Source organism: Flavobacterium hungaricum, assembly GCF_015182285.1.
In the GTDB taxonomy this organism is placed as follows: Bacteria; Bacteroidota; Bacteroidia; order Flavobacteriales; family Flavobacteriaceae; genus Flavobacterium; species Flavobacterium hungaricum.
Genome location: NZ_PRDM01000006.1, coordinates 374076 through 395952, shown reverse-complemented (window position 1 = coordinate 395952; position 21877 = coordinate 374076). Strand labels below are relative to the sequence as shown.

Here is a 21877-nt window from a genome sequence, read left to right as displayed (position 1 = left end):
GGATTTGGAATTTATTTTTGTTGACTTCTAAAAAAATGAGTTTCAAAGATAGCAGTATTTCCTACATTATCAACAACTTCTACTTTTAAAAAGTTTTCGCCTTCAGTCAAATATTGGTCATCAAAAGTGTGTGTAATTTTTCTGGTTTTATTTTCATACTCAAATAATACCCAGCTTCCGTTTAAATATCCGTTGTACGATTTTATTCCAGACAATGAATCTCCAATGGTAAGCTCAATTTTCTTTTGATCACTAATCCATTTGCCTTCAACTGGTTTTGCGATTTTTATAACTGGTGCAATGGTATCTAACACCAAACCGTATTGCCCCAATACTTTTGATTTTGCGGTAAAAACATCTCCTTTTCTCAAAGTTCCGTAATAACTAGTGCCTTTTCCGATATAAACTTTTTCTCTTAATGATTCTGGATAAAGTGTGTCTTTTATCGTAATGGTAAAATTAGAATGGACTGGAACGGTATCGTCGTGAATATAGATTTTATTATTTCTAACATCAAAATTCAAATTAAAATCTTCGTAAAAAGTTCCAGCTGGAAAAAACACCGACATATTTCCTTTTTCAAAATTAGAATCTTTATTGGCTTTTATAAAATATTTTGATGTGCTGGGTGCAGCTTCTACAATTGGTGTTGCGGCATCAAACTCCACAGGTACATTTATCGAATTTAAATTTCCGAAATAATCCGAAACCTCAATTCTGTAAGTAGATGCCAGATTCGGTTCTGCTTTTACAATACCGCGCAGCGAATCTGTTTTGATGATACTCAATGCAAAAGGCGTTTTCATAAAAAGCTTCTGCACACGCTGACTGCTTTTTTTATATCTGGCATAATCAATAAAAGCATTGATGTATCGCATTTCATCAAAAGAATAGGTATTAAACTGGTAATTGTAATTTTGATTTCCGTTTAAAAAAGTCGAAACATTAAAAACACCGTTTTTATTATGCGAAACATCATCGGTATCAACAGCGTTTATCCCAAAACCAATTTTACCATTAGCTTTAACTTTCGATGCCAGATAAGTTCCGTCTTTTTGAAGCGCAAGATTTAACATCAAGGGCTGCTTAGAGAGATTTACCGTAGCATTATCTATCGGATAAACATACAAACTGGAAATAGTTGGCTTTTTGGTATCTTTTAATTCTTTATCAAAACCAAAAAACATCGGATTTATAACAAACTCGGTTTTGGTATCACGAAATTCGAAATGAAGGTGAGGCCCTTCTGACGAACCCGTATTTCCAGAAAGTCCGATAATCTGGCCTTTAGTAACCGGCAGTTCATCTGGTTTTAGAAACATTTCAATCTCATAGGCTTTCTCTTTATAATGCGTATTTTTTACATAATCTAAAATTGGCCCGACTGGAGTCTGCAAATGTCCATAAACCGAGGTATAACCATTTGGGTGTGTGATGTAGATGCATTTTCCGTTTCCAAAAGTCGAAATTTTAATTCTTGAGACATAACCATCGGCAACTGCGTACACGTTTAAGCCTTCTCTTTGATTGGTTTTTAAATCAAAACCAGCATGAAAATGATTGGGTCTTAATTCTCCAAAATTGCCCGAAAGCTGCATCGGAATATCTAAGGGTGGTCTAAAATAATCTTTGGGATATTGCGTCTGGGCAAAAATAAAATTACAAATCAAAAGGGTAAGGACAGAAAATCTCATAAACAACATTTTTGCTAAGATAAAAAATTAACAGGGTAAAACCGAGTAATATTTACGTAAAAACACAATTAACTGAAATTCATTAAATTGATTATTTTTAACGCAAAAAAATAGAGAAAATATTGCATTAATAAAAAGGAATACTAACTTTGTATGATTAAGTAATGAAAAGGATTTATAATGAGTGTAATTGCCGAAATAATTGATACTCTTGAATATAAAGTCGAAAAGCTTTTTGAAAAATCAAAAAGTTTGGAGAACAACAATCAGGTATTACGATTAGAATTAGCCAAAGCTGCGCAAATTATCCAGAAACAATCTGAAGAAATGGAAGCTTTGAAGAAGCAATATGAGACACTTAAAATCGCTAATTCGTTACTTGGCAGCGACAACAACAAAAGAGAGACAAAGCTTAAAATAAATACATTAATTCGCGAAATTGATCACTGTATAGCACAACTATCAGATTAACAACATGGACGGAAAGCTAAGAATCAAAATATCAATCGCAGACCGCGTTTACCCGTTAACGGTTGAACCTGCTCAAGAAGAAGGACTTAGAAGTGCTTCTAAAAAAATTGATGTGATGATCAAACAATTCGAAGAGAATTATGCCGTTCGTGACAAACAAGATGTTTTAGCTATGTGCGCCTTGCAATTTGCATCACAAGTAGAACAAAAACAAATTGACAACGCAATCGATGGAGATGAAACTATTGAACGAATTAAAAAATTAAATCTGCTTTTAGATCAATATCTCGAAAATTAAACGTTCTTTACAGAAACTAAGATACTGCCTACATTAGTTCACAATTGGTAAACTCAACACTAACAATTTAGAATGAGCAAATCGTCGCTACTATAGTATGCCCTCCTTCTGGCTGGGAAACTTGAACAGTGAGTTAGCTCAAAACTTGTCTTTACGAGTTTATTCAAGCAATTAATGTAGGCTTTTTTTATATATAAACCCTAACAAACATGGACATCATAACGATCATTATTGGTATTGTAGGTATTGCAGCAGGTTTTGCAATAGCTAAAATTATCGAGAAAAGTAATATTTCAAACTTAATCAAAAACGCTAAAAAGGAAGCTGCATCTATTTTAAAAGACGCTAATCTGGAAGCTGAAAATATTAAAAAAGATAAAATTCTTCAAGCAAAAGAGCGTTTTATTGAACTAAAATCTGAACACGAACAAGTTATTTTGGCACGCGATAAGAAAGTTGCTGAAGTAGAAAAACGTGTACGCGATAAAGAATCTCAAGTTTCTAACGAATTATCAAAAGCTAAAAAAGTAAACGACGATTTTGAAGCTAAAACAGCTGAATACAATAATAAAATCGAAGTTTTAGATAAAAAACAAGCTGAAGTTGACAAACTTCACAAAAGCCAGTTACAACAATTAGAAGTAATCTCTGGTCTTTCTGCAGAAGAAGCTAAAGAACAATTGGTAGAAGGTTTAAAAGCTGAAGCTAAAACCAAAGCCATGTCTCACATTCAGGAAACTATTGAAGAGGCTAAACTTACGGCGCAACAGGAAGCTAAGAAAATCATCATTAACACCATTCAAAGAGTTGGAACAGAAGAAGCAGTTGAAAATTGCGTTTCTGTATTCAACATTGAATCTGACGATGTAAAAGGCCGTATTATTGGTCGTGAAGGACGTAATATTAGAGCTCTTGAAGCTGCAACTGGAGTTGAAATCATTGTTGATGATACACCAGAAGCAATTATCCTTTCTTGTTTTGATCCGGTTCGTAGAGAAATTGCTCGTTTGTCTTTACACAAATTGGTAACTGACGGACGTATCCACCCGGCAAGAATTGAAGAAGTTGTAGCCAAAACAACCAAACAAATTGACGACGAAATTATAGAGGTTGGTAAACGTACTGTTATTGACTTAGGAATTCACGGTTTACATCCTGAATTGATAAAAGTAGTAGGTAGAATGAAATACCGTTCTTCTTACGGACAAAATTTATTACAGCACTCTAGAGAAGTTTCTAAACTTTGCGGTATTATGGCTGCTGAATTAGGACTGAATGTAAAATTAGCCAAAAGAGCTGGTTTACTTCACGATATCGGAAAAGTGCCAGATACAGAAAGTGACCTGCCTCACGCACTTTTAGGAATGCAATGGGCTGAAAAGTATGGTGAGAAAGAAGAGGTTTGCAACGCAATTGGAGCACACCACGATGAGATTGAAATGAAATCGCTTTTATCACCAATTATCCAGGTTTGTGATGCTATTTCTGGAGCAAGACCAGGTGCTAGACGTCAGGTTTTAGACTCTTACATTCAGCGTTTAAAAGATCTAGAAGATGTAGCTTACGGATTCAGCGGTGTGAAAAATGCTTACGCTATTCAAGCAGGTAGAGAACTTCGTGTTATTGTAGAAAGCGAAAAAGTTTCTGATGATAATGCTGCAAACTTATCATTCGAAATTTCTCAAAAAATACAAACAGAAATGACGTATCCTGGACAGGTAAAAGTTACTGTAATCAGAGAAACAAGAGCAGTTAATATTGCCAAGTAATCTCCTCTAAACATAAAAAAGAAAGGCTGTCAATTGACAGCCTTTCTTTTTTATATAAATAATTCTTTTTCTCTATTTATGAAAGTTACATATCATTAAAAATAATTTTAAAACTAGTCCCTACCCCAACTTCGCTTTCAACTTCAACAGTACCTTTCATCGCCTCAATTTGATTTCTGGTAATATACAGCCCAATCCCGCGGGCTTCTTCATGCCTGTGAAACGTTTTATACATTCCGAAAAGCAGATCTCCATACGTTTTCAAATCAATCCCCAAACCATTATCTGTAATTTTGAGTGATTTATAGCCCTCGGGTTCAATCGCAAAATCAAAAGTTATGACAGGATCTCGATCCGGATGCGCATACTTAATTGCGTTGGTTGTAAAATTCAGCAAAACACTTTCTAGATAAGCCGGATTAAAATTAATAGTCAAATATTGAGGTACATTGTTTACAATAGTCACGTTTCGCTGTTTATCATAGCCTTTTATCACCAAAATAGTTTTTTCGATATACTCAGACAGCTTAAGTTGTTCTACAGCAATATTGATATTACTTTGTGTTTTGACAATTTGAGTTAAATTTGAAATAGTTTCATTTAAGTCATTAGAAACAGTTCTCAAATGTTCTAACATTTCGGGCAGTGTTTCTTTGTGTGCATCTGCATCAATAAAATCCAAAATAGACTTTATATTACCTGCCTGAGTATTCAAATTATGCGAGACAATATGCGAGAAATTAAGCAGGCGGCTGTTTTGATCACTGTACAATTTCATGGTCTTTAAAAGATCCAATTCTTTTTCTTTCTGCAGCGAAACATCGGTATGCGTACCAATAACACGCAATGGCTTTCCGTTTTCATCACGCTTGATTACTTTACCCCGATCTAATATCCATTTGTAATTACCGCTGGAAGTCATTACACGGTGGTAATTTTCGTAATACGGAATCTCATTATCAAAGTGTTCTTGTATATCAGAATAGTATTTTGGCAGATCATCTGGATGCACGATTTTATCCCAGCGCTCCGGATCGTCAAAAATATCAGTCGATTCTAATTCTAAAATCCTAAGCGATAATGACGAATAAAAAACACGGTTTGTTACCAGATCCCAATCCCATACGCCGGTGGTAGAGGCATCGAGCGCAAATTGAAATCGTTCTTCAGAAATACGGAGTTTTTCTTCTTTATCTTTCAGTTCGGTTATATCAGAAACATGTCCATAAAAAACAACATCACCTGTTGGAAGCGATTCTGTTTTAGAACAGACTCTAAACCAACGGATTCCCTTTTTGGGCAGCAATGCTCTAAATTCTATTTCCCAAGTTTTGATTTCTTTTCTGGCTTTAACCAAAGATTGAAAAAACAATTCACGATCCTGAGGTAAAATCCGATCGTAAATTATAAATTTAATATCGTCTCTAAATTCCTCAAGGGAGAGCTCAAATATTTCATCTACAGATTTACTAACAAGAGGAAAAGAATAATTATTATTGGGATCTATGACAAACTGAAAAAGTAAGTCAGGCATTTCGGCCAGCAGTTTTCGGTAAAATTTATTCACCTCTAAGCAATCATCATTTCCATACAGATCAAAATACATACGCCCCTTTTTTATTAGATAAATCTTAAAACTTTCCCTTAAAAAACAAACAAAACAAACGTGATAATCTTTATTTTATTCTAATTAAAACAAAAATTTAACACAATATATCAATTTTAGCAATAGTATTCTTGATTTACTTTGTAAATCTATCTTCTTGGATGAAAACTGTTCATAATTTCTTTTAAAAATCGACGATCCAGATGCACGTAGATTTCTGTTGTTGTAATTGACTCGTGTCCAAGCATTAATTGAATGGAACGCAAATCTGCTCCATTTTCTAATAAGTGAGTTGCAAAAGAATGTCGAAGTGTATGCGGGCTTATATTTTTTTTCAAACCAATTTTTACGGCTAAATCTTTTATAATAGTAAAAATCATGGCACGGGTCAATTGATTTCCTCTTCGGTTTAAAAACAAGGTATCTTCACATCCTTTTTTTACATTAACATTAGGTCTAATTTCATTTTTATACAATTCGATATATTTTTGCGTAAGCCTGCCTATCGGAACAAAACGTTCTTTATTTCCTTTTCCGGTAATTTTTATAAAACCTTCTTCAAAAAACAAATCCGAAATTTTAAGCGAAATCAATTCAGAAACACGTAGTCCGCATCCGTACAAAGTTTCCAACATAGCACGGTTTCTTTCGCCTTCGTTCGTACTTAAATCAATAGCTTCTATCAACGCATCAATTTCTTCTACAACCAAAGTATCAGGAAGTTTACGTCCTGTTTTTGGAGATTCTATCAGCTCCAGCGGATTATCGTTTCTATAATCCTCAAAAACAAGGTAATTAAAAAAACTTTTGAGTCCCGAAATTATTCTAGCCTGAGATCTTGGGTTTACTTCTTTGGATACTGTGTAAATAAATTCCTGAACCGTCTCGTCTGTTATTTTTACAGGCGAAACTTCTATTTGATTGGTTTCTAAAAAAAGACACAATCGCTCAATATCAAAACCATAGTTCTCGATTGTATTTTTTGACAAACCTCGCTCAATTCTCAAATAAGACTGATAATCTTTTATGTACCGACTCCAATTCATACTCACAAAGTAAATCATTTTTTGGAACAAAAAAACCTTCCTGAATTCAGGAAGGTTTTTTATATTTTCTTTTGATGAAAATTAAAATTTATATGCTACAAAAATTGCTAAATTACCATTTTTTGAGCTGTCTATATAATCCTCAAAATCCTCATCATCATTATTATTATCATAAATACCTGTAAGACCTACAGTGTAACGAACTCCAGCTGAGAAGTTATCAGTAAAATTATACCCTGCCCCAAAATTAAATCCAAAGTCGGTAGATTTGTAAAAATCTTTTGCATCCTCTCCATCAATTTTAGCAGATAATAAGAATCCAATTTGTGGACCAGCTTCAACTGTAAATTGTTTTGTGATATAGAATTTAGCTAATACAGGAATATTAAGATAATTAAGTTTAGCATCATATTTTCCTAAAACATCCTCAAATCGAGCACCTTGAGCAGAATATAAAACCTCAGGCTGAATTGCTAATCTTTCAATAACTTTAATTTCTGCAAAACCTCCAACATGAAAACCAATTAAAGATTTTGTATCGTCTTCATATTCTCCTGTCAATGTTGAAACGTTAAGGCCTCCTTTTACTCCAAATCTAGTTTGCTGCGCATTTGTAAATGCAAACGCCATTACTGCGATAGCAGTTAAAATTATTTTTTTCATTCTAATTTGTTTTAGGGTTAAAATTAATTTACCCTCAAATATAAACTTATACTTATTAAAAAAATATTTGCATTTTAACAAATAAAGTTGTAAATATTAGAAAACAAGTAGGTTGCACACATCTAACGTTAAATAATTAAAATAAAAAATGACCTTTGTAATTTAGAAAAGCTTTTGATTATTACGCTGATAAAAAAATAAAACGTACAATTGAATCCTATATTAAGTGCCATCTTTCATTACAAAAAAAGCCCTTCTAGCATGAGAAGGGCAATTAAAAAAAATTAACTTTAATATAATTCTTAGAATTTGTATGCTACTGATAAAGAGAAACCGCTGTTATGCAATTTAAAATCGTTTCCTTCCTCAGTTTTTGCAATATTTGACAATCCTAAATTATATCGTACACCAGCTGATATGTTTTTTGAAATATCATATCCTGCACCAAAGTTTAAACCAAAATCAACAGATTTAAAAATGTCTTTTACATCTTCTGTTTCAGATTCATTTAGGTATTCATATTTACATTTTGCTGACACTAAAAACCCGATTTGTGGACCAACTTCAATATTAAATTTTTCAGCTGCATAATACTTAAACATAACTGGAACATTGATATACGATAAATTGTATTTTTCATCATACGTATAAATATCGCTAGCATATCCATCTTCATATTTAGTCTTTGCACCTTGTAAAGAATATAGAATCTCTGGTTGAATAGCAAATTTTTCAGAAAATTTGATTTCTGCAAATCCCCCAGCATTAAAACCAACCTTTGATTTCCAATCAAATCCATTATCATCTCCAGTAAAATTTGATAAACTTACACTTCCTTTAACTCCAAATTTAACCTCTTGAGCATTTGCCCATCCGAATGTCAATACTGCAATAGCAGCTAAAATAATTTTTTTCATAGTTATGAATTTATTTGATTATAATTGGCTCAAAAGTAAAACTGTACTTGTTAAAAAATACCCCCTTAAAGATTAAAAAGTATTAAAATAAGCCAAATCAATTTTTACGCATAACTCATTATAAACCAGTAAAATAAAGGCTTTAGCGGTTTTCAGACCCTTTGAAAATGGGAATTTTAGTAATTATTTTTCATAAACTATAAAACAATAAAATCACTAATAAAGTAGTTTTGAATTGTAAATGACATTAAAAAATACCAAACTTTTAAAAACACTTTTATGAAAAAGATAATTTTAGCGGCTGTTCTGTTCATTGCAACATCAGCGGCAGTACAAGCACAATTTTTACAAGTCGGAGTTAAAGCTGGGGTGAACTTTGCAAGTCAGACAGGAGACGCTTACATGCAGGATGTAGCTTTTGATAAAGATGGAATTACAAGTTTTCATGCAGGATTGGTTGCAGAGCTAAAACTTTTAGACCGCTTTTCTGTACAGCCAGAACTTTTGTACTCTACACAAGGAGCAACCTATAAAAATGCTATAAACGAATTTAAAAACGAATTGGGTTATATCTCTATCCCTGTAATGGCTAAATTTTATTTAACTGATTCCTTTAGTCTTGAAGTTGGTCCGCAGGCTTCCTTCTTAGTAAGCGAAAGAAACGAATTTGATGTAAAAGACGCCGAAACTTTTGAATTTGGACTTAATGCAGGATTAGGATTTAAGATCACTAAAAACTTTTTTATTCAAGGACGTTACGGTTTAGGTTTGACAGAAGCATCAAAAAATGCAGATGTTAAAAACTCAACAGTACAATTATCGGCTGGATTCCTTTTCTAAGACAATATCACATACTTTTATAAAAACCGTTCTATTAATTGGAGCGGTTTTTTTATTTTTACACTTTAGTGAAATGATTTTCTAAAAAATGTAAGTCATTTCAAATTACCAATTCAACAAACATTTAGCTTAATTAAACTTATAGAGCTTAATGGTTTAAAAAACGAAACTCACCATACACCCTTTAATTATGAAAATCTGCATTATCAACGGTCCGAATTTGAATCTTTTAGGAAAAAGAGAACCCGAAGTTTACGGAAGCCAGACCTTTGAAGACTATTTTAAAATCCTTGAAGAGAAATTTCCAAACATTGAACTTTCTTATTACCAAAGTAATATCGAAGGAGAATTAATTGGAAAAATTCAGGAAGTAGGTTTTACTTTTGACGGCATTATTTTGAATGCCGGTGCTTATACGCATACTTCAATTGGTTTGGGAGATGCTATGAAAGCAGTAACAACTCCAGTTATAGAAGTTCATATTTCTAATACTTATGCACGAGAAAGTTTTAGACATCAATCTTATTTATCAGGCAATGCAAAAGGAGTTATTTTAGGATTTGGCTTAAAAAGCTACGAATTAGCCATCCAATCATTCTTATAAGATTTTTTTTAACAAATAATTAATAATCTCCGTTTTTCCATCCTGTATTTTTGTTAGAGAAAATGTACTTTATGAAAAACCACATACTATTTGCCTTTTTACTTTTTTCACTTTTTTGCAGCGCCCAAATCAAAGGAACTATTACAGATGAAAAAGGAAATCCGCTTCCCTTTGTTTCTGTCTATGAAGAAAACACATACCGAGGAACAACATCAAATGAACAAGGAAACTACCAGCTACAGGTAAAAGATATCGGAAAAAATAAAATTGTTTTTCAGTATTTAGGTTTTAAAACTCAAAAAATAACTGTTGCTGCAGATTCAAAAAGCATTGTTTTAGATGTTAAAATGACTGAAGAAAGCTTCTCTCTCAATGAAGTTGTAATCGATCCTAAAAGCAATCCGGCCAATGCTATTATAAAAAAGGCGATTGCCCATAAAAAAGAAAATTCTGAAAAGACAGCCCGTTTTACTGCCGATTTTTATTCGAAAGGAATTTTGAAAGTCAAAGATCTACCAAAAAAAATATTGGGACAAAAAGTAGATCTGGGTGAAGATATGGCATCCAATCTTGATTCTACCGGGACAGGGATTTTGTATCTTTCTGAAACCCTTTCGCAGATAGCGTATGAAAAGCCCAATAAGCTAAAAGAAAAAATAATTGCGTCTAAAATTTCTGGTAACAGCAAAGGCTACAGCTACAATACAGCGAGTTTGTCTACCTATGATTTTTACGAAAACAGTATAGAGTTTAATATTAATTTGATTTCGCCAATTGCAGATAATGCATTCAGTTATTATAAATACCAACTCGAAGGAAGTTTTTTTGACGATAATAAACACCAGATTAACAAAATAAAGGTTACGCCAAAAAGAGATAAGGAACCTGTTTTTGAAGGTTACATTTATATTGTTGATGACAGTTATGCCATTTATGCCTTAGATCTGGATATAAAAGGTTATCGAATGAAGAATGAGTTTACCGAATTAATGTCTATCACGCAAAGCTTTAGTTATAATCAGAAGAATAAAATTTGGGCAAAAAATGTACAGACCCTTTCTTTTAATGCCGGGGCTTTTGGTGTGAAATTTTCTGGTCAGTTTAATTATGTCTACTCCAATTATGAATTCCCAGATTCGTTTGCTAAAAAAACGTTCGGTAATGAAATTGTGGCTTTTGACTTGAATGCGAATAAAAAAGACGATGCGTTTTGGAATGAAATTCGCCCGATTCCGTTAACAATAGAAGAAAGTATTGATTACACCAAAAAGGACAGTCTTTTGACCATTAGAAAATCAAAAAAATATACGGATTCTATAGACGCCAAAAATAATAAATTTAAAATCTGGGACATACTTCGCGGTTATGACTACAAAAACACATTCGACAAATATTCTTTTAAGTACGACGGATTATTGAACATTACTTCGCTCAGCTTTAATACTGTGCAGGGCTTTAATTTAGATTCTGGTTTTTCTTTCAAAAAATGGAATGAAGAAAATGGAAAAAGCAGTTCAATAAGCACGACTTTTAACTATGGTTTTTCTGATGAGCGTTTTCGTGTTACAGGCGAATTCAGTCATCGATTTAACACTATTAATTACGCAACCATTTCTGCTTCGGGCGGAACAAAAACCGAACAATTTAATAGCGCCGAACCGATAACCAAGTTTGTTAATTCTATAAGTTCTTTATTTTTTAAAGACAATTATATGAAATTGTATAATCTGGAATTTGCCCAGATTAATTATGCGCAGGATGTTGCAAATGGCGTAAACCTAAATGCAAAAATAGCTTACGAACAAAGAAAGCCTCTTTTTAACACGACTGATTATTCTTTCTTTAAAAGAGATGATATTTATTCTTCTAATAATCCGCTGGCACCCAATGATTTTAGCACTCCTGCTTTTGAGCAGCATCATTTAATGAAAGCGAGTCTGGCTGCAAGAATCAATTTTGGCAACAAATACATTTCAAGACCAGACGGAAGATATAATTTTAAAGACGATAAATATCCGACTGTATTTCTGGCTTTTGAAAAAGCGTTTGCCGGAACTGAGAAAAAATATGAATTTGAAAGAATCGGCGCTGCTGTTCAGTATGATTTATCCCTTGGTAATAAAGGAATCTTAGGAATGAATCTTAGAGCTGGAAAATTCTTTAATGCCGAAAATATTTCTTTTATAGATTATAGGCATTTTAACGGAAACCAAACGCATATTGGCACAAGCGGCCGTTATTTGAATGTTTTTAATTTAATGCCGTATTACACCAACAGCACCAATGATCGTTATTTTGAACTGCATTCAGAGTACAACGACACTGGTTTTATCATGAATAAATTACCTCTTTTGAATCTTCTAAAATCAACAATGAATATTGGTTTTCATGCTCTCGCCCTGCCGGACAGAAATCCTTATACTGAATTTACTGTTGGGTTAGATAATCTTGGTTTTGGCAAGTTTAAATTGTTTCGAATTGATTATGTGCATTCTTACCAAAGCGGCATCGAGCAAAATGGTGTTGTATTTGGCTTGAAGATTTTGAATGTGTTAGATTAGGTACAAAGTGGCAAAGGTTCAAAGGGACAAAGGAACAAAAGCATACACTTTGAGAAGTTGCTGGGAAACTTGAACTGCCGATTACATTATTACAAAATTAGATTTCTAAAATTTCTTATTACCGTAGATTGCGTTAGGGATAGAAGCGATATCCTTTTTGTTTTTTCTTTAAAAACAAAAAGATACAGCGGATAGCCCGGCCGAAGGTAACGCCCATAAAAAAATCCATTTACTCGTTAAAGAATAAATGGATTTTTTAAATTTAATCTTGGAAGCAAAACCTTTGAATCTTTGCGACTCTGCTCCTTTGAACCTTTTAACAGTGATAATCATCTGGTTCGATATGAATCAAGACATTTCCCAACTGTGGGATTTCCTCTTTTAATGTATCCTGAAGTTTGTGTGATAAATCATGGCCTTCTTTTACCGAAATCTTAGCCGAAACAATGGCATGAAGATCGACATGATATTTCATTCCGGCTTTTCGAATATAACATTTTTCGGTACCGAGAATTCCTTCTACTTTTAAGGATTTTACCCGAATTTCTTCTACTAAATCATCATTCATATTTTCATCCATGATTTCGCCAAGCGCCGGTCTAAAGATTTTATAACTATTATATAAAATAAAACATGCGGCAAAAAGTGCTGCCCAATCATCTGCTGACTCGTAGCCTTTGCCCATAATGAGCGCGATAGAAATTCCGATAAAAGCGGCAACAGAAGTAATCGCGTCGCTGCGATGATGCCACGCATCTGCGGCAAGAGAAGAACTATTGGTTTGTTTACTGCGTTTCATTACAACTCTAAAAGAATATTCTTTCCAGATTATGATGGCACCTAAGACAAACAGAGTCCAAGATTTTGGTAAATCATGCGAAGTTTTAATGTTAGCAATACTTTCATATCCGATAATAGTTGCCGAAGTAATCAAAAATCCAACAACCAAAAACGTAATTAAGGGTTCTGCGCGGCCATGTCCGTACGGATGGTTTTCATCTGCAGGTTTATTAGAATATTTGATTCCAAACAATACGAGACAAGACGAAAAAATATCCGTCGTTGACTCGATTGCATCGGCAATCAAGGCATAAGAATTGCCAAAAAAACCTGCTAAACCTTTTATCAAGGCTAAGCAGGTATTTCCGGCTATACTAAAGTATGTAGCTTTTATAGCTTTTTGTTCGTTTGTCATGTAGTGACATTTATTTTTTTGCCACGAATTGCACGAATTACACCAATTTTTATTTAAAATAAATCGTGCAGTCGCGGCTTGCTTTCTTTTTACGCTCTCACGATTTTTGCTCCAATTGCTCTTAAGCGCTCGTCGATACGCTCGTATCCACGGTCGATTTGCTCGATATTTTGAATGGTGCTTGTTCCTTTTGCAGAAAGCGCAGCAATTAATAATGAGATCCCCGCACGAATATCTGGCGATGACATTGTAGTTGCTTTCAATTGAGATTCAAAATTATGCCCCATAACCACAGCTCTATGCGGATCACATAACATGATTTTTGCTCCCATATCGATTAATTTGTCTACGAAGAACAAACGGCTTTCGAACATTTTTTGGTGAATCAAAACATCTCCTTTTGCCTGCGTTGCCACAACCAAAACAATACTTAATAAGTCTGGAGTAAATCCTGGCCAAGGTGCATCTGCAATGGTTAAGATAGAACCGTCGATATCTGTTTTCACTTCATATCCGTCTTTGTGAGCAGGAATGTAAATATCGTCGTTGCGTTTTTCGATTGTAATACCTAGTTTTCTAAATGTATTTGGTATTAAACCTAAGTTTTCCCAGCTTACATTTTTGATTGTGATTTCGCTCTTTGTCATAGCCGCAAGACCAATCCAAGAACCAATTTCGATCATATCAGGCAGGATTGTATGCTCGCATCCGCCTAGGCTTTCAACACCTTCGATAGTCAATAAATTAGAACCAACTCCAGTGATTTTTGCTCCCATAGAGTTAAGCATTTTACATAACTGTTGTAAGTAAGGCTCGCAAGCTGCATTGTAAACTGTTGTTTGTCCTTTTGCTAAAACTGCAGCCATTACAATATTTGCAGTTCCAGTTACAGAAGCTTCGTCAAGAAGCATGTCTGTTCCTTGTAATCCTTCTTCTGGAGATTCTACACCGTAAAAGTGATCTTCTCTATTGTATCTGAATTTTGCTCCAAGGTTGATAAACCCTTCAAAATGTGTATCTAATCTACGGCGGCCAATTTTATCTCCTCCTGGTTTTGGAATATATCCTTTTCCGAAACGAGCCAAAAGCGGCCCAACAATCATAATAGAACCACGAAGTGCGCCTCCTTCTTTCTTGAAAGCTTCGGTTTCTAAATAACCAACATTAACCTCATCTGCTTGAAAAGTAATAGAACCTGGTTCGTTACGTTGAATTTTTACCCCTAAATTGCCCAGCAAAGTGATCAATTTATTGATGTCTATAATATCAGGAATGTTATTAATTTTTACTTTATCTCCTGTTAGCAGCACGGCACATAATATCTGTAATGCCTCGTTTTTTGCTCCTTGCGGTGTGATTTCTCCTTTTAGAGGTGTTCCTCCTTCGATTTTAAAAATTCCCATAGATCTTGTTTAGGTTCTAAGGTTCTTAGATTCTGAGGTTCTAAGCTAAAAAAATCTTAGCATCTTAGCTCCTTAGTCTCTTAGCACCTTTTTTTTATTTCTGATTATTGTTTTTTTGAAATGTCTTTTTTTGACCGCCTTTGTTGTTGTTATTGTTTTTGCTGTTTTGAATTTTTGGCGGACCAGCTGGAGCCGTTTTATTAGACATACGCTTATTGGTACGCATTAAATCGGTCGTATTTAAAAGCTCTTCTGTACTTTCTAATAAGTTTATTCTGCCTCCTGATAATTCAAATAAATGCTCAAAAATCACATCGTCTTTTACGGTGTCTTTGTTCCAGCTCAAAAATGATTTCTTCATGTGGTTGGCAATAACCAGCACTAATGCATTTTTCATTTCGCCGTCTTCCCATTTATTGGCAACATCAATCATGTATTTAATGTTGTTGCCATAAAATCTGTATTTTGGAAAGTTTTGCGGATAGTGCAAAACATCTGGTTTTAGCTCTAAAACTTCTCTTGACGGAATCGGATAAGGCGATTCTACGTTCAGTTTAAAATCAGACATAATAAAAAGCTGATCCCAAAGTTTATGCTGAAAATCTGGAACATCACGCAAATGAGGGTTCAGACTTCCCATTACCTGAATAATATATTTCGCTGCTTTGTTACGCATTTCGTCGTCTTCAATAGCAGTCGCCTGATCGATCAATTTTTGTAAATGACGACCATATTCTGGAATAATTAAGCGTTGTCTTTCAGAATTGTATTCTAAGTTGAATACTACATCACTCGCTGCTTCTCTTTTATATTTTTCGTTCATAAGTTATAATGAAACTATACCCTCTATTGTAGAAACTTCTTTGTATTTGCCAATAACATCGTCAGAGCTGTTCATGGTTACATCTACAGAAACGCTGGTAAATTTACCGGTTTTAGATTTTGTTGTTTTAATAACTGCTCCCATACTATCAAAAGCTTTTTCGACACGCTCTACATTATCTGCAACAGATGGCACAATAAATTTGTACAAGTATTCTGCCGGCCAAGTATTTGCGTTATCTAACTCAACCTTTAATCTTTCGTAAAATTCAGCGGTATTTTTTTCTTTATCGTTCTCCATTCGTAATTAAAAATAAACGCAAATATACGTTTTTGATTTCAGATATTAGATTTTAGATTTTAGATTTTTTCTATTGAAAAGACTACTGTTTTTTAGTCCCGAATTTCATTAATTTACGTGAGTCCTATTATTGCAAATCTCTTCATTAAATTTCATTAATTTTTGGTTGCTTTTAAAATTTAAATTCGTGAAAATTCGCGAAATTCGTGGCAAACCTTTATATTTGAAAATACTTCGAAGCGCTGCGCCTTTACGAGATTAAAAACACATTACAATGAAAAAAATCGTCTTCTTACTTTTTACATTCTTTACTTTTTACAATAGCCAAGCGCAAGAAGTTAAAACATTGACTTATTTCCAAAACGATACTTTAAAACTAGATTTAGATTTATACCTGCCTAAAGTAAAAGCGGGAGAAAAAATCCCGTTGATTATGTTTGCTTTTGGCGGCGGGTTTTCTGGCGGCGAACGTACCAGCGAAAAAGACTTTGGGAAATTTATGGCTGAGAATGGTTATGCCGTTGCGAGCATTTCGTACAGTTTGTATATGAAAGGAAAAGATTTTGGCTGTAAAGGAACTTTGACCGAAAAAATAAAAGCGATTCAAATTGGCGTGAGTGATATGTGGCAGGCTACCGGATTTTTAATTGAAAATGCTGCAAAATACAATTTAGACACTTCTAAGATTTTTATTTCGGGAATAAGTGCGGGAGCAGAAATTGGTTTTCATGCCTCTTTTTGGGATTATAAACTGATGAATTTATACAAAAGCAACATTCCCGAAAACTTCAGATACAAAGGTTTTATCGGCGGTTCTGGCGCAATTCAGGACATCAATTTGATTACGAAAGAAAAAGCGATTCCGATGTTATTAGCACACGGAAGTAATGACGATACGGTTCCGTACAATGCGGGTTCACATCGCTCCTGCCCGACTAATGCTTCCGGCTGGCTGATTCTTTTTGGATCGTATGCGGTTTACAATCAGATGAATGATTTACATAAAGATATTGAACTAATTACTTTCTGTGGTGGCGGACATGAATTTTCGGGTTATCTTTTTCATGACGGAAAACAATATGTTTTAGATTTTGTGAATGATGTTTTGAAAGGAAAAAAATTTCAATCGCATTTGATTGTTCCTTCGAAGAAAAGTGTTAAGTCTGACAAATATTTGTTTTGTGATTAATTTTTAAAAAATGAAAAACATAGCATTTACAGTCACTTTACTATTCCATTTTTTTATCATTTTCACCTTAAAACTGCTGGACAATTTTTTTCTAATATTTTCAATCATCATCACTTTCGTAATTATTGGATTTACAATCAAATTTTTTTTCAAAAAAACAAAAACTAATCTCCATAATATAGGATCAGGAATTTTTTATGGTTCAACAACATCTTTAATCCTTCTTATACTGTTCAGTATTTGGCTAAACAGTAATTTTCCTAGATAAAACAATATTCGTTTAAAAATTAATTTGACTAATCGTAATTAGCATATGGCTTTTGTAGTTTGGCTAAAGCCAGATCGCCAAAAAATCATTGAATTCGTTGGTTAAAACCAACGGCAATTGATACAGTCTGTAGAATAAATTTGCGCACTTAATTTTAAAACTGATCCTTAGAAATAAAATTTTTACAGACAATCTATTTACACAAAACAATTGATTATCATCTGTAGACTCAATTTTCGGACTCAATTTAAAACTGCTCCAGCGGAGCAAAATATTTATAGACAATCTATTTACACAATACAATTAATTATCATCTCTAGACTCAATTTTCGGACTCAAATTAAAACTGCTCCGGCGGAGCAAAATATTTATAGGAAACGTAATTCACAAAAAGAAAAAAGCTCCAGCGGAGCGGCATCTAAATTGTTCAAAATTTGTCACTCTGCTGGAGCTCTATATTAATGATGAATATTTTTTCTACAGATATTTCGTCCCGCTGGGACTTTCTTCTTTTTGATAATTACATTTTTCAAAATAACTCCAAAAACAAAACCATGACTCTTTTTAGCCCTGATGGGAGCGGAAATCCTTTTGCTTTTTCCTTTAAAAAGCAAAAGATTGGAGCGGACAGCAGGAACGTCTGCCTGCAAAAAATGCGAAATCATTCGCTTAAAGCAAATATTATTTTTTATATATTAATAAGTTTAGGTAAATTTGCGCTTTATTTTTAGAAAGTGCAAAAAGAAATTATAGTCCTGCTTGGTGGACCTGGAACTGGAAAATCGACTCTTATTAACGAATTGGTGGCTCGCGGTTATTGCTGCTATCCTGAAATTTCGAGACAGGTAACCATGAAAGCGCAGCAAGAAGGCATTGAACAATTGTTTTTGGAACAGCCTCTTTTGTTTAGCGAAATGTTATTGGAAGGCCGTATTGATCAATACAAAAATGCTCTTGTTGAGCCTGATAATATTGTTTTTATCGACAGGGGAATTCCTGATGTGGTCGCTTATATGGATTATATCGGCGATGAATATCCTGCACATTTTACCAAAGCTTGTGAGGATTATAAATATACGAAAACTTTTATTTTACCACCGTGGGAAGAAATTTACCAAAGTGATGCAGAACGGTACGAAAATTTTGAGCAGGCAGTCTTAATTCAGAAACATCTTATTGAGACTTATAAAAAATATGGTTACGAACTAATTGAAGTTCCAAAAGATACGGTTGAAAACAGAATTCTTTATATCTTAGATAAAATTTAGCAAGGGTTTTAAAGTTGCAAAACTAGAAGCTGATTTCTAAATTTTTAACTTTAAAACTTAAGCCATGCTTGGAGCGCAGGATATTCTTCTAAAATACTGGAAACACGACAGTTTTAGGCCGCTGCAAAAGGAAATTATAGATTCTGTTTTGGATGGGCAGGATACTTTTGCTGTACTTCCGACGGGCGGTGGAAAATCGATTTGTTTTCAGGTTCCTGCTATGATGCAGGACGGTATTTGTCTGGTAATTTCTCCGTTGATTGCTTTGATGAAAGATCAGGTAATGAACCTTCAGAAAAGAGAAATTAAAGCAATTGCACTTACGGGAGGTATTCATACCGAAGAAATTATCGATCTTTTGGATAATTGCCAATTCGGAAATTATAAGTTTTTATATCTTTCTCCAGAACGTCTGCAATCGGATTGGATTCTGGAGCGCATCAAAAATCTTCCTATAAATTTAATTGCAGTTGACGAGGCACATTGTGTTTCGCAATGGGGTCATGATTTTAGACCGGCGTATCTTAAAATTTCGGAGTTAAAAAAGTACTTTCCTAAAATTCCGTTTCTGGCTTTGACGGCTACAGCAACTCCAAGGGTTATTGAAGACATTCGAACACAGCTGGAATTAAAAAATCCGAATCATTTTCAACAGTCTTTTGAGCGAAAAAATATCGCTTATATGGTTTTCGAGGTTGAAGACAAACTGTATCGTGTAGAGCAGATTTTGAAAAAAAATCCGAAACCTTCTATTATCTATGTTCGAAACCGCAAATCGTGTTTGAATATTTCTTCTCAGTTACAATCTTTAGGTTTTACGGCGACATATTATCATGGTGGTCTTTCGGCAAAAGAAAAAGACAAAAACATGCAGTTGTGGATGTCGGAGCAAGCGCAGGTTATTGTTGCTACAAATGCTTTTGGAATGGGGATTGACAAAGACAATGTAAAAACGGTTATCCATACGCAGCTTCCTGAAAACTTAGAAAATTATTATCAAGAATCTGGAAGAGCGGGACGAAACGGCGCAAAAGCTTTTTCGGTTTTACTTTATAACAATTCTGATGCGATACAAACAGAACAGCAGTTTTTGAATATTCTTCCTGATAAGAAGTTTTTAAAAACCATGTACGTTAAATTGTGTAACTATTTTCAGATTGCGTACGGCGAAGGTTTAGACGATACTTTTTCTTTTAAATTGAATCATTTCTGCAATAAATATGATTTTCCGACTTTGAAGACGTATAATGCGCTGCAGTTTTTAAATCAGCAGGGGATTATTACGATGTCTCAGGAATTTTCGGAAAAAATCAGCATTCAATTCATAATAGAATCAAAAGAAGTGATTCGATACATGAGTTTAAATCCCAATGATGAAGAAATTCTACTGGCTATTTTAAGGACGTATCCAGGGGTTTATGAAGTGAAGGCCAATTTGAATCTGGGTTTGATTGCTAAAAAATCGAATCACACCGAGGAACAAGTGGTGGCGCTTCTTGAAAAATTAAAGGAAAAAGAGATTATAGAATATAAGTCTAAAAACAATGACGCTACTATATTGTTTAATGAAGTACGCGAAGACGACCATACCATAAACAGGGTTTCTAAATATTTAGAAAAACAAAATCAGGTTAAAAAAGAACAGCTTTTGTCTGTTCTGCATTATATAAAGGACCAAAAAAGCTGTAAAAACAGATTGGTTCTGGATTATTTTGGTGAAGAAACCACTGAGAATTGCGGCATTTGTTCGTACTGTATTACTCAAAAAGGAAAAATTACAGAAACAGATTCTATCGCAGACAAGATTTTATCTTTACTCAAAACTGCTTCTTTTACTTCGAGAGAAATTCAGAATCAAATTAAAATGGATGCCAATGATATTATTTTGGTACTGCAGGAATTACTAGAAAACAATCACATTATTATACAAGCAAATAATAAATACACTTTAAAATCATAATGGATAAATTGAGAATTATTTTTATGGGAACGCCAGAATTTGCGGTTGGCATTTTGGATACCATTATTAAAAACAACTATGATGTTGTCGGCGTAATTACTGCGGCGGATAAACCTGCAGGACGCGGACAAAAAATAAAATATTCGGCTGTAAAAGAGTATGCTTTGGCAAACAACTTAAACTTATTACAGCCAACCAATTTAAAGGATGAAAATTTCTTAGCAGAACTAAAAGCCTTAAACGCTAACCTGCAAATTGTGGTTGCATTTAGAATGCTGCCAAAAGCGGTTTGGGAAATGCCATCGTTAGGAACTTTTAATCTGCACGCTTCTTTACTGCCGCAGTACAGAGGAGCCGCCCCTATTAACTGGGCAATTATTAATGGTGAAACCAAAACCGGGGTTACTACTTTCTTTATTGATGACAAAATTGATACAGGAGCGATGATTTTAAATTCTAAAATTGCAATTGAACCTCAAGAAACAGCAGGGCAATTACACGATCGATTAATGGTTTTAGGAAGCGAAACAGTTATTGATACTTTGAAAGTGATTGCAAACGGAAATGTTGCAACAACTATACAAGAAGAGAATTCGGATATTAAAACAGCCTACAAATTAAACAAAGAAAACTGCAAAATCGACTGGACAAAATCTGGGACTGAAATTAATAATTTGATTCGAGGACTGAGCCCATATCCAGCTTCATGGTGCTTTTTGAAAGATCAAAATGAAGAGTTGAACATCAAAATTTATGAGGCTCAATTTATTTCTGACTGCCATGCTTATGAAGTAGGAAAAATAATAAGCAATAAAAAAGAAATCAAGATTGCAATAAAAGACGGGTTTATGCAGTTATTAAGTCTACAATTTCCTGGGAAAAAGAGAATGCTGGCGTCCGAATTGTTAAACGGAGTTAGTTTTTCTGAAGTTGCAAAAGTTCATTAAGGTCAGTAAAACAGGGGTTTGTACTTGCTTTTTATCGATGAACAACAGCTGTTAT

General features: G+C 34.0%; 19 protein-coding genes. 10 read left to right on the top strand and 9 right to left on the bottom strand.

Features of this window, described 5'->3' with window-relative positions:
• Positions 1–11: 11 nt before the first annotated feature.
• A complete protein-coding gene (locus tag C4F50_RS23840; RefSeq protein ID WP_194141133.1) occupies positions 12–1694 on the bottom strand; it encodes a M23 family metallopeptidase in 1683 nt (560 codons plus the stop codon).
• Between the two features lie 180 nt (positions 1695–1874).
• On the opposite strand from C4F50_RS23840, the gene C4F50_RS23835 reads away from it, so the two are divergent.
• The 3 genes from C4F50_RS23835 (at position 1875) to rny (ending at position 4232) form a co-directional block, all read left to right on the top strand.
• A complete protein-coding gene (locus tag C4F50_RS23835) occupies positions 1875–2165 on the top strand; it encodes a hypothetical protein (RefSeq protein WP_194141132.1) in 291 nt (96 codons plus the stop codon).
• A 4-nt stretch (positions 2166–2169) separates the two neighbouring features.
• Positions 2170–2463: a cell division protein ZapA gene (locus C4F50_RS23830; protein ID WP_194141131.1), complete on the top strand. Its 294-nt coding sequence runs from the start codon at positions 2170–2172 to the stop codon at positions 2461–2463.
• A 209-nt stretch (positions 2464–2672) separates the two neighbouring features.
• The gene (gene rny / locus C4F50_RS23825; RefSeq protein WP_194141130.1) at positions 2673–4232 is read left to right on the top strand and encodes a ribonuclease Y; all 1560 of its coding nucleotides are present in this window, start codon (positions 2673–2675) and stop codon (positions 4230–4232) included.
• An 85-nt stretch (positions 4233–4317) separates the two neighbouring features.
• On the opposite strand, the gene C4F50_RS23820 is transcribed toward rny, so the two are convergent.
• From C4F50_RS23820 to C4F50_RS23805, 4 genes are all read right to left on the bottom strand, one after another.
• A complete protein-coding gene (locus tag C4F50_RS23820) occupies positions 4318–5838 on the bottom strand; it encodes a sensor histidine kinase (RefSeq protein WP_194141129.1) in 1521 nt (506 codons plus the stop codon).
• Between the two features lie 149 nt (positions 5839–5987).
• Entirely contained in the window at positions 5988–6884 is an 897-nt protein-coding gene (gene xerD / locus C4F50_RS23815; protein WP_194141128.1) for a site-specific tyrosine recombinase XerD, read from the bottom strand.
• Between the two features lie 81 nt (positions 6885–6965).
• Positions 6966–7547 carry a porin family protein gene (locus C4F50_RS23810; protein ID WP_194141127.1) on the bottom strand — a complete coding sequence of 194 codons (582 nt, stop codon included), beginning with the start codon at positions 7545–7547 and terminating at the stop codon, positions 6966–6968.
• A gap of 302 nt (positions 7548–7849) precedes the next feature.
• A complete protein-coding gene (locus C4F50_RS23805) occupies positions 7850–8464 on the bottom strand; it encodes a porin family protein (protein ID WP_194141126.1) in 615 nt (204 codons plus the stop codon).
• A 279-nt stretch (positions 8465–8743) separates the two neighbouring features.
• Between C4F50_RS23805 and C4F50_RS23800 the strand changes: the two genes are divergently transcribed.
• The 3 genes from C4F50_RS23800 to C4F50_RS23790 all read left to right on the top strand — a co-directional run bounded on the left by C4F50_RS23800 (position 8744) and on the right by C4F50_RS23790 (position 12469).
• Entirely contained in the window at positions 8744–9304 is a 561-nt protein-coding gene (locus C4F50_RS23800) for a porin family protein (RefSeq protein WP_194141125.1), read from the top strand.
• A gap of 190 nt (positions 9305–9494) precedes the next feature.
• Positions 9495–9908 carry a type II 3-dehydroquinate dehydratase gene (gene aroQ, locus C4F50_RS23795; protein WP_194141124.1) on the top strand — a complete coding sequence of 138 codons (414 nt, stop codon included), beginning with the start codon at positions 9495–9497 and terminating at the stop codon, positions 9906–9908.
• Between the two features lie 71 nt (positions 9909–9979).
• Positions 9980–12469 (top strand): DUF5686 and carboxypeptidase regulatory-like domain-containing protein, encoded by a 2490-nt coding sequence (locus C4F50_RS23790; RefSeq protein WP_194141123.1) that lies wholly within the window; start codon positions 9980–9982, stop codon positions 12467–12469.
• Between the two features lie 316 nt (positions 12470–12785).
• Here the strand turns inward: C4F50_RS23790 and C4F50_RS23785 are convergent, their stop codons facing one another.
• The 4 genes from C4F50_RS23785 to C4F50_RS23770 form a co-directional block, all read right to left on the bottom strand.
• Positions 12786–13664 carry a cation diffusion facilitator family transporter gene (locus tag C4F50_RS23785; RefSeq protein ID WP_194141122.1) on the bottom strand — a complete coding sequence of 293 codons (879 nt, stop codon included), beginning with the start codon at positions 13662–13664 and terminating at the stop codon, positions 12786–12788.
• Positions 13665–13753: 89 nt separating this feature from the next.
• Positions 13754–15067 (bottom strand): UDP-N-acetylglucosamine 1-carboxyvinyltransferase, encoded by a 1314-nt coding sequence (murA, locus tag C4F50_RS23780; RefSeq protein ID WP_111285804.1) that lies wholly within the window; start codon positions 15065–15067, stop codon positions 13754–13756.
• 94 nt (positions 15068–15161) lie between these two features.
• Positions 15162–15890, bottom strand: coding sequence for a DUF4290 domain-containing protein (locus C4F50_RS23775; RefSeq protein ID WP_194141121.1), 729 nt, complete (start codon positions 15888–15890; stop codon positions 15162–15164).
• Between the two features lie 3 nt (positions 15891–15893).
• Positions 15894–16190: a DUF493 family protein gene (locus tag C4F50_RS23770; RefSeq protein WP_042567278.1), complete on the bottom strand. Its 297-nt coding sequence runs from the start codon at positions 16188–16190 to the stop codon at positions 15894–15896.
• Positions 16191–16464: 274 nt separating this feature from the next.
• Here C4F50_RS23770 and C4F50_RS23765 point away from each other — a divergent pair, with 274 nt between their 5' ends.
• From C4F50_RS23765 to fmt, 4 genes are all read left to right on the top strand, one after another.
• Positions 16465–17379, top strand: coding sequence for an alpha/beta hydrolase family protein (locus C4F50_RS23765; protein ID WP_194141120.1), 915 nt, complete (start codon positions 16465–16467; stop codon positions 17377–17379).
• Positions 17380–18381: 1002 nt separating this feature from the next.
• Positions 18382–18915, top strand: a complete 534-nt coding sequence (locus C4F50_RS23760) for an AAA family ATPase (RefSeq protein WP_194141119.1) — start codon at positions 18382–18384, stop codon at positions 18913–18915.
• A gap of 64 nt (positions 18916–18979) precedes the next feature.
• Entirely contained in the window at positions 18980–20875 is a 1896-nt protein-coding gene (locus C4F50_RS23755) for a RecQ family ATP-dependent DNA helicase (protein WP_194141118.1), read from the top strand.
• Positions 20875–21822, top strand: a complete 948-nt coding sequence (fmt, locus tag C4F50_RS23750) for a methionyl-tRNA formyltransferase (RefSeq protein ID WP_194141117.1) — start codon at positions 20875–20877, stop codon at positions 21820–21822. Before C4F50_RS23755 ends, fmt begins: the two co-directional genes overlap by 1 nt.
• Positions 21823–21877 lie beyond the last annotated feature (55 nt).